The sequence below is a fragment of the Bacillus sp. FSL W8-0770 genome (assembly GCF_038008705.1).
GTDB classification, from domain to species: domain Bacteria; phylum Bacillota; class Bacilli; order Bacillales; family Bacillaceae_G; genus Bacillus_A; species Bacillus_A cereus.
Window position 1 is genome coordinate 3,936,826 of the sequence record NZ_JBBOZR010000001.1, and the last position, 13,094, is coordinate 3,949,919.

Here is a 13,094-nt window from a genome sequence, read left to right on the forward strand (position 1 = left end):
CATATATTGCAGGGGCGTTTTTTATTTTATAAGCGCATATCATATGACCCTTTATTTTGTGATACATTCATTTCACAAGCTAGGGTGGTACCGCGATTTCTTCGTCCCTGCATAATTATATGCAGGGACGTTTTTTTATCCAATCTTTTCCGTATCATATAGAAGAACAAACAATTACCGGTAATTTGTCACAAAATTCTAAATTTTAGAAGGGAATATACAATATTGGCGAATTTTATATAAAAAAGAGCTATTTCATATTACTTAGGAGGGGAAAACAATGGTTTCAAAAATTGAGTCTGTTCTTTTAACAATTTTTATCTTTTTCTGTATTGGTTTTAGTGTTATTCAATTAGAAGTTTCACCACACATCCCAATTTTATTTGGTATCGTTCTTTTATTAGCATTTGGATTCTTGAAGAGAATCTCTTGGTCTACTATGGAGAAAGGGATGATTAGTAGTATTTCAGCTGGTATTCCATCTATATTTATTTTCTTACTTGTAGGCGTATTAATTAGCGTTTGGATCGCAGCTGGAACTATTCCGACTTTAATGGTATACGGCTTCCAACTTGTATCTCCAAAAATTTTCGTTCCAACTGTTTTTGTTGTTTGTGCAATTGTTGGAACGAGTATCGGTAGTGCTTTTACAACTGCTGCAACTGTAGGACTTGCCTTTATGGGAATGGGTACTGCCCTTGGATACGATCCAGCTCTTATTGCTGGTGCAATTATTTCTGGTGCATTCTTCGGAGATAAAATGTCTCCTTTATCTGATACAACAAACTTAGCGCCTGCTGTAACGGGTGTAGATTTATTTGAACATATTCGTAACATGCTTTGGACAACAGTGCCAGCTTTCATTATTGCTTTTATCGCATTTTTCATTTTAGGAAGCGGATCTGGTGGAAACGTTGATTTCTCAGCATTTATTAACACATTAGAAAAAAATGCAACGATTTCTATCGTTACACTAATTCCTATTTTATTACTGTTCCTATTCGCATTTAAAAAGGTACCCGCAGTTCCAACATTACTTGCAGGAATTGTGGTAGGGATTATTATTCTCTTTATTTTTAAACCTAGCACTTCTTTAGCTGATTTAATAAAAATTATGCAAGACGGTTACGTTTCTAAAACTGGTATCAAAGATATTGATAGCTTATTATCTCGCGGTGGCCTGCAAAGTATGATGATGTCAATTGCTCTTATTTTCCTAGCTCTTTGTATGGGAGGATTATTACAAGGAATGGGTATTATAGCGCAGCTGATGAATATTATCTCTAGTTTCGTAAAAACTAGTACACGCTTAATTATTTCTACTGCTTCAACTGCAATTGGTGTAAACTTCTTACTCGGTGAGCAGTACTTATCCATCGTTTTAACAGGACAAGCATTTGCTAATAAATACGATGAAGTCGGTTTAGAACGTCGTAATTTATCACGAGTATTAGAAGATGCTGGTACAGTAATTAATCCACTCGTACCATGGGGTGTAAGTGGCGTATTCTTAACAAACGTTCTTAGCGTTCCAACATTCGATTACCTGCCATACGCAATCTTCTGTTTAGCATGTCCAGTCGTAACCATTATCGTCGGCTTTACTGGATTCGGTCTTTCATGGAAAAAAGAAAAAGCAGTACCAGTTTCATAATATAACAAAAAGGATTACCAAATCGGTAATCCTTTTTATATTTCTCGACTATCTATTCGCTTTCTTTCTTCTAAATAACATAAGTAATCCCGCTCCAACAAACGCAAGACCCGCTCCAATTGTAGAAGCAATACTTGCACCTGTTTTCGGTAAATCACGTTCATCTTTTTCAGCTTCTTTATTTTCACTTACAGTTGTTGTTTCTTTTGTATTTTGATCATCTGTTGTAGTTTGTCCAGATCCAGTATTGTTTCCATCTTGTTTTGGTTCATTACCATTATTACCTTCTTCTGTTGGTGGTGTTGGGTTTTCTCCATTACCTGTTGGCGGTGTTGTTGGATTTTCTCCCCCACCTGTTGGCGGTGTCGTTGGATTTCCTTCACCAGTTTCTTTATCATCATTTTTCTTCGTTATATCAATTGCATATTTAGCAAATTCATTTTCAGATGGTCCAACATATGATATGTTCCCATCTTTCTTTATATACTTTTGTGCATTTGGTGAAGAATCAAATGTTGTATGTAATTTATCTGCAACAATCGGTTTAAACGTCCAATTTTGATCAGCTGCTGGATCAATATTTTTTATTTTTTGCATATACTTCACAATGATTTGACGTGTTTCATCTTGTGATTGGTATACAACCTCCCCTTTACTTACACCTGGGAACGTTTGACTACTTCCACGATAGTTATTTGTAGCGACGATGAACTCTTGATCATCTGCTACTGGCTTACCTTCATATGTCATATTTACAATACGATTTGTATTTGCATTTACAACTTTTCCATCTTTATCGTATTTCGCCGGTTGTGTTACATCAATTTCGTATTTTAAGCCATCTAAAATATCGAAGTTATATGTAGGATAGCCTATATTTACTAATGGCTGTTCTTCTGTTTTCTTTGGATCAATTGTATTAAACTGACCTGCAGACATTTCAAGCCATTCTTTCACTTGTGCCCCATTTACTTTTACAGCATATAACGTATTTGGATACACGTATAAATCTGCAACGTTTTTAATTGCTAACGTTCCAGCTGGAATATCCGTATAATATGTAGCACCGTTTCGGCCACCTGCTTTAAATGGTGCGCCTGCAGATAAAACCGGAATATCTTTAATCTTTTCGTACTCTGGTTTTTTAAGTTCTTGTTCTACATACCATTTTTGCGCATTTGTCACAATTTGTACGGAAGGATCATCTTGTACTAATGAAAAATAACTATTAATTGGTGCTTTCGTTTCACCTACAGGTGTATTTACATAGTCGATTGTCGCTTGATGCTCATCTTTAATTTCATTAACTAATTTTTAATCAGATTCTACTAATGGGGTACCTTTACTATTAGCAATCGGGCGAAGTTGTGGCTTAGATTGATCTTTTTGTACTTCCCATTTTCCGTTTACCTTTTTCAATTGCATATCAATAATACCTAAGTTACTACCAAAAACACCAGGCATTACAACTGGAACACCATTAAATACATCCTTCACTTCAGTATGTGAATGTCCCATTAATACTGCATCTACGCCAGGAACTTGTGTTGCTAAATGATATGATGCATTTTCCATTCCTTCGTTGTATCCACTCTTATCAACACCTGAATGCGCTAGTGCAACGACAATATCTGCATGTTCCTCATTTTTCAGTTTCGGTACTAATTTATTCGCTGTTTTGACAATATCTTTCGCTTTTACTTTTCCTTCTAAATTTGCCTTATCCCAGTTCATAACTTGAGGTGGGACAAATCCTATTACACCAATTTTTACTATTTGTTTTTGGCCTGCTTCATCCACTACTTCTTTCTCTAAAATATGATATGGTTTAAAATAATTTTCATCGTTCGCTTCATTATTATCATGGTCGTCTTTATAAACATTCGAGTTAATAACCGGGAATTCCGTTTTACTAATTACTTTGTTTAAATAGTCTAAGCCGTAGTTAAATTCATGATTCCCAAGAGAGATGACGTCATACTTCATTAAATTCATTACACGATATAATGGATGTGTATAACTAGGATCCACAGGATTCTTCGGATCTTTTATTTTATTTGCTACATAATCTCCAAGCGGTGTCCCTTGTAATGCATCCCCATCATCAAATAGGACAGAGTTTTTCGCTTCTTCACGTGCTTTATTAACGAGTGTTGCAGTTTGCACGAGACCTACTTTATTATCTGTTTTCGTTTGATAATAATCGTAATTCATTAAGTTAACGTGAATATCTGATGTTTCTAGAATTCGTAAGTTAACTGTACTCTCCCCAGTGTTCTCATCTGCATGAGCTGTTGTTGGCATTACTTGCGGTGCTATAACACCAATCGCAAGAGTTGCTCCAGCTAGCATTTTTTTTGACTTTTTCACAAAAAATCCCCCTTATACAATTACCAGAAATAATGAAATGAATCCCTATCTGTCTCTAACCACATACCTTTTTTCTTCTATTAGAGACACAATTTTCATTTCACCCTGCGCTAACGAGTAGTCCCCTTAAACGCCCGATTGATGAAGACTATTAATTAATAGGAAATAAAGCTCCCACTCATTAAAGTTTCACCTTATCTGACATTATCATATATAAAGTTCTTTCCTATCGTCAATATTTTTTGACAAACTTCAACAAATTTTCTGTAAAGTTATTATAAACTTTTCATAAACATATAATATGCCCTTACATTGCTAATACTGCTGAATATGATACAATTACCAATTACAAGGAGGATGAATTTATGAAAAAAGTCATCTTAACAATTGTTTGTCTCCTCCTTCTGATCATTTCTTATTCTTATTTTGAAAAGAACGACGAGACAAAACAAAATGAATCTGAAGAAAAAACAGAAAAAACATCTGCCCCAAATTGGATTGATAAGCAAACAAACGAATCTTTTTATCATCTTGTATTAGGTGATTCACTCGCTAAAGGATATGGATCGACACAAGGTGGATTTGCTGAATTAGCTTCTAAGCAAATAGAAGCACAAATTCATAAACCAATTACAGTAGAAAACCTTGGGGTAAACGGTCTTACAACAGATCGTCTCGCTAAAAAAGTTCAATCAGAAGATGTAAAGGAAAAAATTAGAGCAGCAAATATAATTACAATTAATATTGGAGGAAATAATTTATTTCGTTTAAATCGTGATGTTGGTGTTATAGATGGTATAAAAATGTTAAATAAAGAAAAAGCCCATTTTGAAGCGGATATAAAAAGTATTGTAAAGACAGTTCGAGATCAAAATCCGGACGCTTTACTCATTCTCTCAGAACTCTATAACCCGTTACAACTCGATGACTCCATCGCAAGTTATGCAGATATGTTTTTAGATGGCTGGAATGAATCTGTTTATTCCATTTCCAAAGCAAATCAACCATCTATCGTTTTACCAATTCGCAAATTAATATCGAATGATAAAAAAGAGTTATTATTTGACCAAGTACACCCAAATGATAACGGCTATGCAATTATTGCCAATACATTTACAAAGCAAGTGTTCTCCTACAAATATTAAAGCGACCATGAAACAATTCTATTTTTATAACATGTCTTTTTTGTTACAATGATAGTGGAAGGGGGCCTTTATATGGAATCACGCGAGTGGGAACGTATTGTTGATCATCTTCTTTCGCTAGTGCCTCTTTTTTATCGCAAATTTATGCTTCCTGGAGAATTTTCTTCTCAAAGACATATGCCGCCATCACATACACAAGTATTACTGCTTTTGCATGAAAACGGCACATTAGCAGTTTCCGAAATCGGCAAGCGGCTAGCGATTTCACGGCCTAACATGACACCTCTATTAAACAAACTTATTCAAGAAGAACTAATAGAGCGTCATTATAGCGAAAAAGATCGACGGGTCATTTTAATTTCCCTAACAGCTGAAGGGAAATTATTAGTAAATCAGTATCAGCAATTCATTTTAGACAAACTAAAAGAAAATTTCCAAACATTATCTGAGGAAGAGCGCGAAAAGCTCATTCATTCTCTTCAAACCATTCAAAATTTAATTTTGAAAACAAACGTATAAAGCTGCTTCTAAATAGAAGCAGCTTTATGATTCGTAATAATTACCATAGTATACATTGGAATATGGCCATGTTGTTAAATATGGTTTTTTTTCCTGTGTAGGCTGTTGTGTTGGTAATTGTGGTATTTGTGATAATTGCTGTAATTGTTGTTGCCGATATAATTCGTATTGTCTACTCGTATCATAAACCGGATAATAATTTACATATGGATATACTTGAGGTACGTAATAATAATACATTATCCTCTCCTCCTTTTTCTTAAACATATTCAAAGGAGAAAATGAATGTGACATTGTTTATAATTGTACAAGTGGTTCTCTCACTCGTTTCTTCCTTTTCTTCAAACGTAACTTACGGTTCTTTTCGTATAAATAATGCACAACGAAATATGAAATGAGACCAAACACAACTCCTAAAATCGTCATTCCAATTAATACATACACTTCACTTTGTAATAAGCTCTTTAATATCGTAAAAATGTGACTTGAAAACAAGTCCGATATGGTAAATGGTTCATGATGAATTTTCTGTACATGAAATGGATAAATCATTTTTCCTAGCGCATACGCAAGCGGAAATAAAAATACTGGGAGAAACGATATTTTCCCAATAATATTGCCAATAACTGCCGCAGGAAAAGATCCCTTTGCTAACCTGACGATTGGATAAAATATTACATATACGAGCGATGCCGTATAAATGACTAACATTTCTAAGCCGAATCCTATAGCAAACCCTAACGATACTTTCTTTGCGCCTTCTGGCGATCGAAGCAACTTATAATATTGAAACTTTAATATTCTCCACATCCGCTGGAAAAACGAATATGTTTTCTTAGTTGTTTTCACCCTCATCATCTCTTTAACTATATTTTTATATGTAGTATGTCCTTACACACTCTGAAAAACAAATTTAGTTTTCTCTTTTATTATAAATGATATCGAAATGGTTAACCAAATATACATCCGACATTTTAATATAAAAAAACCTCCCTTTTAGGAAGGCTCTTCTACATTTTTAAATAAACTCACTAATAACGCTTTTTGAGCATGCAATCGATTACCAGCTTGCTCAAAGACGATAGACTGCGGTCCATCTATAATTTCTCCTGTTACTTCTTCTTCACGATGGGCAGGTAAACAGTGTAAGAAACGATATGTTTGCTTCGCATGCTTAACAAGTTCGTTATTGATTTGGTAAGGTTGAAATAAAGTATACTTCTCTTCTTCGCCCTCTTGCCCCATGCTCATCCAAACGTCAGTATAAATGAAATCTGCTTCATTCACTGCTAATTCAGGATCATGCAAAACTTCAATTTCAGCTCCTGTTTCCTTGGCAATTGCTAACGCTTTTTTTACAATCTCTTCATTCGGTTCATACCCTACAGGCGTTGCCACAGTCATATGCATTCCGACTTTTGCACTCGCTAGCAACAATGAATGACATACATTATTTCCGTCACCTACGTAAGCCAATTTTATTCCTTTAAATGTATTTGTTTCTTCGTATATCGTCATAAGGTCTGCCAATGCTTGACAAGGATGATGATCATCCGTTAAACCGTTAATAACAGGAATACTCGATTCTTTTGCAAGCTCTTCTACATCCGCGTGTGAGAATGTACGTATCATGATCCCGTCAAGATACTGCGATAATACTTTCGCAGTATCTGAAACGCTTTCTCCTCTTCCCATTTGCATCTCTTTCCCACTTAAAAACATACCATGTCCCCCGAGCTGTACCATTCCTGCTTCAAAAGATACACGAGTACGAGTGGAATGCTTATCAAAAATAAGCCCTAATATTTTGCCTTGTAATAAAAGCTCTTGCTTATTCTTTTTTAAATATATAGCGAACTCAATTAAAGAAATAATTTCTTCTTTCGTTAATTCTTCTAGTGTTAAAAGATCTTTCGTATTTAATTTCGGTACTTGTACAGTTGACATGAAACTTCCCCCTTATATGATTGATACGTTTTTTGTACAAACTACTTTTTTTATTATATATACTGCCTGTTCTAACTCTTCATTCGTGACAATGAGTGGCGGTAATAGTCTTATCACATTAGGACCTGCTTGTAATACGAGAAGTCCTTCGTTTTCTAGTTGTTCTATAAAACTTGCAACTTCATGCTTACACTCAATCCCAATCATAAGCCCCTTACCACGTATATTTTGAATACATTCGACATGCTGTAATTCCTCTTGCAACTTCTCTAATACGTACTCGCCTTTTTCTTGTACTTCTTTTAAAAACGATGGTTTTTTACTTACTTGCAATACTTCTTTCGCTGCAGCCATCGCGATGTAATTCCCGCCAAAAGTTGAACCGTGTGATCCTGCAGGAAACGACGCTCCGAGCTCTTTCCGGCCAATCATCGCTCCGACAGGAATCCCATTCCCAAGCGCCTTTGCAACGGTAACGATATCAGGCTCTATTCCCACTTGTTCATAAGCGAATAGTGTTCCAGTTCTTCCTATCCCCGTTTGTACTTCGTCTATAATAAATAAGGAACCGAACTTATTACATAATGTTTCAATCTCTTTCAAAAAAGATAGATCAGCAGGTATTACTCCTCCCTCTCCTTGAACAACTTCTACCATTACCGCCGCAACTTCTTCATTCATTACTTCCTCTAATGCTTTAATATCGTTAAAAGGGATATGTAAAAAAGATGGAAGTAATGGACCAAATCCTTCTTTTACCTTATCTTGGCCCGTTGCACTCATCGTTCCAAATGTTCTACCGTGAAAAGACTGCTGGCATGTTACGACGAGAGATTTTCCAGTATGCTTACGTGCTAACTTTAAAGCCGCTTCATTTGCCTCTGCCCCACTATTACAGAAAAACACATAATCTAATGCTCTATTTTCTGTTAATAATGACGCAACTTCTTCTTGCAAGCTGTTTGTAAACAGGTTAGATATATGCCATATATCATCAAGTTGCTCTTGTACACCTTTGAGAACAGTAGGGTGACAATGTCCTAAATTACATACGCCAATTCCTGATGTGAAATCTAAATATTCCTTACCGTCATTATCATTAACTTTCGTTCCAGTTCCCTTTACAAACTCAATAGTTCTTCTGCCATACGTTTGAAAAAGATGACTCGTCATGCAATACTCACACCTTTCGTTACCGTCGTTCCAATACACTCTCCCGTAACCTCAGTAAAATCTTTTGTACCATTCACAATACTTATCTTTTGCACTCCCATTTTTAATGATGCTAGTGCCGCCTGTACTTTCGGAATCATCCCACCTGTAATAACACCTGTTTCTATAAAAGTAGCAATTTCCGATTCATCCGTTTCCTTTACCAAATTCCCTTCATGTAATATTCCATCTACATCCGTAATAAAAATAAGCTCTTTTGCCCCTAACGCAGCCGCAATCCCAGCTGCAGCATTGTCCGCATTTATGTTATAAATTTCATTACCATTTATCCCGATTGGAGCAATAACAGGAATATACTCCATATTTATTAATCCTTTTAATAAGGCTGTTTCTACATAACTTACTTCCCCCACATATCCTATCTCTTCGCTGACAGGTTGAACTTGAAGTAAATTGCCGTCACACCCTGAACAACCTACCGCAAGTAAATTATGCTTTTGTAAATTCATTACGAGTTTTTTATTCGTACTTCCGCATAGCACCATTTGAACAACATCCATAACTTCTTTTGGTGTTACGCGTAATCCATCTCTTTTTTCTACGTTGATGTTACAATCTTTTAATTTGGCATCAATTTCTGGCCCACCACCATGGACAATCACTACTTTATACTTCTGCTGTAATTTCTTTATACAATCAAAAAACACATCATTTAATTGATTCAACATACTACCGCCGCATTTCACTACAATATATTCGCTCATCTTCTCTCTCCTTATGTACGATAACAAGCGTTTATTTTCACATATTCATAGCTTAAGTCACAGCCCCAAGCTGATCCTGTCTCTTCTCCTAAGTGTAAGTACACATTAATGACTATTTCATCTTCTTGTAATCTCTCTTTCATTTCTTCTTCAGAAAATGTTTGAGGCTCACTATTTTTTAATACCAATATAGATTGAAGAGTAATGTCAATTGTATTCGGATTAATAGCTACTTCACTTTGTCCAATACTGCTAATAATTCGCCCCCAGTTTGGATCTTCACCATGTATTGCTGTTTTCACAAGACTCGAACCGACTATTTGCTTTGCAATTTTTTTTGCCTCTTCATTCGTTTGAGCTCCTAGCACATTTACTTCGATTAACTTTGTAGCGCCTTCACCATCTTGCGCAATTTTCTTTGCTAAATCTTCACATACCTTCTGTAAAGCACATACGAAAGTTTCCCAATCTGTATGTTCCATATTTATCGGCCTTGTTTCTGATAATCCACTTGCCATAACGATGACCATATCATTCGTAGAAGTATCTCCATCTACCGTAATTTGATTAAATGTATGATTCGTAATTTGGGATAATGCCGTTTGCAATACGTCATGCTCTATATGAGCATCTGTCGTAATAAAACTAAGCATCGTTGCCATATTCGGATGAATCATCCCTGAACCTTTTGCAACACCCGCAATCGCCACTTTCTTCCCATCAATAATCATTTCATAGCAAGTTTCTTTCGTTATAAGATCCGTCGTTAAAATTGCTTCAGAAAAAGAATATGCTTCACTTTCTTCCTTCGTCGGTATAAGAGTTGCAACTCCCTTTCGGATTATATCCATCGGCAGCGGAACACCAATTACACCTGTTGAAGCTACTGCAACGTAATTTTCTTTCAATCCAAAATGTTCCGCCCCTAATGCGCGCATCTCGTATGCGTCTTGTAATCCTTTCATTCCAGTACAAGCATTTGCATTTCCACTATTAACGATAATTGCTTGTAACTTCCCTTCTGCCGTTATACTATCCTTCGTTACTTGTAAAGGGGCTGCTTGTATTTGATTCGTTGTATACACAGCGGCACATGATGCTGGTACGTCACAAACGATTGCCCCTAAATCCTTTTTCTCCTTTTTCAGACCATTTGCAGTACCAATTGCCGAAAAGCCTTTCGGCGTTACAATCGAACCATTTTCTAATTTTGTAATAGACGCTACTTTAATCATCATGTCCCCCTTATAGATAAAGCGGCATATGTTGTAAACCTGTTGTCTCTTCTAGTCCCGCTATTATGTTTGCATTTTGAATCGCTTGCCCAGCCGCGCCTTTCATCATATTGTCTATAACAGAAACGACCGTAACTCTTTCTGTTCTTTCATCGTAAGCTATGCCAATATCACAATAATTTGAGCCTCTCACTTCTTTTGGACTTGGAAATTTCCCTTGCGTACAAATTCGGATGAAAGGCGATTGTTCATACGTTTCTTCATACAATTTTTGAAGTTGCTTTATTTCCATCTTTTGTTTTACTTTTGCATAAAGTGTAATCATGATTCCTCGTGATATCGGTATTAAATGTGTGCTAAATGTAATTGGCTGTAATTCACTATTCCATTCTGTAAGCATTTGCTCAATCTCTGGAACGTGCTGATGCTGGTTTACTTTATAGATGTGTAAGTTATCGTATAGCTCAGGAAAATGAGTCATTGTTGTTGGTGTTTTACCTGCTCCTGTTACCCCTGATTTCGCGTCAATAATAATCGAATCTTCTTCAATCATGCTACTACGTACTAACGGTGCTATCGCTAGCAATGTGGCTGTAGCAAAACATCCTGGGTTTGCAATTAAATTTGCCTTTTGAATCTCAGTCCTTTTCCATTCACTTAACCCATACACTGCTTTTCTAAGAATTTCTTCTTTCGCTGCTGGCCTTTTATACCACAGTTCATATGACGAAGGATCTATCATACGAAAGTCTCCAGATAGATCAATTACTTTTAAACCTTCAGCTAATAACTTGGGAGTTAACTCCGCCGATACTCCTGCTGGTGTTGCTAGAAATACGATTTCTGCTTCTTTCCCTATTGTCTCCACATCAATTTCTTGTAACGTATGAACGAGGACATTTCGAAGATGCGGATATACATTTGTTATACACTCACCAACTTGTGAAAAAGAATGAAGAGATGCTATAGAAAAATATGGATGTTGTTCTAATAAACGAATTAACTCAATGCCCCCATATCCAGTGGCTCCAATAATTGCGACTTTCATAAGTTCCTCCTCAAATCGATTCTTTAAATTAAGTATGATTATAATATTGTATATTTATAGAGTCAATTAAATATTTATAAATTTCTCAAACTTAAAAAACTTAATTTTACTAGAAAAACAATATACACAACCGAATTTTTATACAAAAATAGTGCATGGTAGTTTTTTTATTTCACTTCAAGTACAATAAAACAATACATACGTACATACAGGCGGGAAAAAATATGAACGAAAAATTAATTGAGAAAATGATTATAAAAAGTTTTCAGCAATATCAATGCAGTCCAATATCAAAAGAAGATCAGGAAATGCTAGTGAAACATATTCAAACGGTGACTCATTCAAATATTGAAATTGATTTATACGAGGAGATTGAGGATATTGTTTATGATTATGTGACTGGAAAACAATAAAAATAGGAGATTTCCATGTGGAAATCTCCTATTTTTTACTTAATGATTTACCTGCTACACGTTCAAATAAACCTGGGAATAAAGCATAAAGTTTCGGGCCAATTCCCATCCACTTCGGTAAGTTTACTTCACGTTTTTTCGTGTGCATCGACTTTACGATTTGTTCTGCTACGTATGTTGGTTTTAACATGTAACGTCCCATATTCTTTACATATGTACCAGATTGATCCGCTATTTCAAAAAAGTTTGTATCTATCGGACCTGGATTAATTGCTGTAACATAAATATCTGTATTCGCTAATTCCATGCGTAAACTATTCGTAAATCCTAATACAGCATGTTTCGTTGCTGCATACGCACTTGATTTCGGAGTTGCAATTTTTCCGGCAAGGGAAGCAATATTAATAATATGTCCTTCGTTCTTGTTTACCATATAAGGTAGTACCGCTTTCGTACATGCTACTAATCCAAATACATTTACTTGGAACATATCTTTCACTTCATCCATTGACGCATCTTCAAACGTTTTAAAAATACCAAATCCCGCATTGTTTACTAATATATCAATACGTCCCACTTCTTGTAATACCTTTGAAAAAACAGACTGTACTTCCATCTCTTCACTTACATCTAATACATAATAATAGCAAGGCGTATTATAAGTTTCTTTAATTTTGTCTACTAACGCTTGTAGTTTCTCTTCTGTTCGAGCCATTAATACTGGAGTCGCTCCCTGTGCTGCAACTTGCATTGCAACTTGCTCACCAATCCCACTAGAAGCACCTGTAATGACGATTACTTTATTTTGTAAACGTCCTGTCATTCC

At 35.6% G+C, this 13,094-nt stretch carries 12 protein-coding genes, 1 pseudogene and 1 other annotated feature (1 of these 14 running past the window's edge); of the genes and pseudogenes, 4 read left to right on the forward strand and 9 right to left on the reverse strand.

The genetic code is table 11. The features are described from left to right. Positions 1-2 (forward strand) — a binding site (T-box leader); it begins 219 nt to the left of the window's first position. A gap of 278 nt (positions 3-280) precedes the next feature. Continuing rightward, the gene (nhaC, locus tag NST27_RS20170) at positions 281-1,654 is read left to right on the forward strand and encodes a Na+/H+ antiporter NhaC (RefSeq protein WP_000253736.1); all 1,374 of its coding nucleotides are present in this window, start codon (positions 281-283) and stop codon (positions 1,652-1,654) included. A 48-nt stretch (positions 1,655-1,702) separates the two neighbouring features. Here nhaC and cpdB read toward each other — a convergent pair. After that, positions 1,703-4,024: pseudogene (gene cpdB, locus NST27_RS20175) on the reverse strand (bifunctional 2',3'-cyclic-nucleotide 2'-phosphodiesterase/3'-nucleotidase). A 365-nt stretch (positions 4,025-4,389) separates the two neighbouring features. On the opposite strand from cpdB, the gene NST27_RS20180 reads away from it, so the two are divergent. Both NST27_RS20180 and NST27_RS20185 read left to right on the forward strand, forming a co-directional pair. Further along, positions 4,390-5,169 (forward strand): GDSL-type esterase/lipase family protein, encoded by a 780-nt coding sequence (locus NST27_RS20180; RefSeq protein ID WP_047386778.1) that lies wholly within the window; start codon positions 4,390-4,392, stop codon positions 5,167-5,169. Between the two features lie 72 nt (positions 5,170-5,241). Beyond that, entirely contained in the window at positions 5,242-5,688 is a 447-nt protein-coding gene (locus tag NST27_RS20185) for a MarR family winged helix-turn-helix transcriptional regulator (RefSeq protein ID WP_000445819.1), read from the forward strand. Between the two features lie 24 nt (positions 5,689-5,712). Here the strand turns inward: NST27_RS20185 and NST27_RS20190 are convergent, their stop codons facing one another. The 7 genes from NST27_RS20190 to argC form a co-directional block, all read right to left on the reverse strand. Then, on the reverse strand, positions 5,713-5,928 hold the full coding sequence (locus NST27_RS20190; protein WP_000291957.1) for a hypothetical protein: 216 nt from the start codon (positions 5,926-5,928) through the stop codon (positions 5,713-5,715). A 57-nt stretch (positions 5,929-5,985) separates the two neighbouring features. Further along, positions 5,986-6,546 carry a DUF2062 domain-containing protein gene (locus tag NST27_RS20195; RefSeq protein ID WP_002005691.1) on the reverse strand — a complete coding sequence of 187 codons (561 nt, stop codon included), beginning with the start codon at positions 6,544-6,546 and terminating at the stop codon, positions 5,986-5,988. 138 nt (positions 6,547-6,684) lie between these two features. Next, positions 6,685-7,635 (reverse strand): ornithine carbamoyltransferase, encoded by a 951-nt coding sequence (gene argF, locus NST27_RS20200; RefSeq protein ID WP_061661688.1) that lies wholly within the window; start codon positions 7,633-7,635, stop codon positions 6,685-6,687. A gap of 12 nt (positions 7,636-7,647) precedes the next feature. Further along, positions 7,648-8,808, reverse strand: coding sequence for an acetylornithine transaminase (locus tag NST27_RS20205; protein WP_000200561.1), 1,161 nt, complete (start codon positions 8,806-8,808; stop codon positions 7,648-7,650). Then, a complete protein-coding gene (argB, locus tag NST27_RS20210; RefSeq protein WP_000006081.1) occupies positions 8,805-9,572 on the reverse strand; it encodes an acetylglutamate kinase in 768 nt (255 codons plus the stop codon). The genes NST27_RS20205 and argB overlap by 4 nt, the downstream gene beginning before the upstream one ends. An 11-nt stretch (positions 9,573-9,583) precedes the next feature. Further along, the gene (gene argJ, locus NST27_RS20215) at positions 9,584-10,807 is read right to left on the reverse strand and encodes a bifunctional glutamate N-acetyltransferase/amino-acid acetyltransferase ArgJ (RefSeq protein ID WP_000598380.1); all 1,224 of its coding nucleotides are present in this window, start codon (positions 10,805-10,807) and stop codon (positions 9,584-9,586) included. Between the two features lie 10 nt (positions 10,808-10,817). Continuing rightward, positions 10,818-11,855 (reverse strand): N-acetyl-gamma-glutamyl-phosphate reductase, encoded by a 1,038-nt coding sequence (gene argC, locus NST27_RS20220; RefSeq protein WP_000861250.1) that lies wholly within the window; start codon positions 11,853-11,855, stop codon positions 10,818-10,820. Positions 11,856-12,079: 224 nt separating this feature from the next. Here argC and NST27_RS20225 point away from each other — a divergent pair, with 224 nt between their 5' ends. Further along, positions 12,080-12,268, forward strand: coding sequence for a YqzH family protein (locus NST27_RS20225; protein WP_001003222.1), 189 nt, complete (start codon positions 12,080-12,082; stop codon positions 12,266-12,268). 28 nt (positions 12,269-12,296) lie between these two features. Here NST27_RS20225 and NST27_RS20230 read toward each other — a convergent pair whose 3' ends face one another. Continuing rightward, positions 12,297-13,091, reverse strand: a complete 795-nt coding sequence (locus tag NST27_RS20230; protein WP_000147791.1) for an SDR family NAD(P)-dependent oxidoreductase — start codon at positions 13,089-13,091, stop codon at positions 12,297-12,299. Positions 13,092-13,094 lie beyond the last annotated feature (3 nt).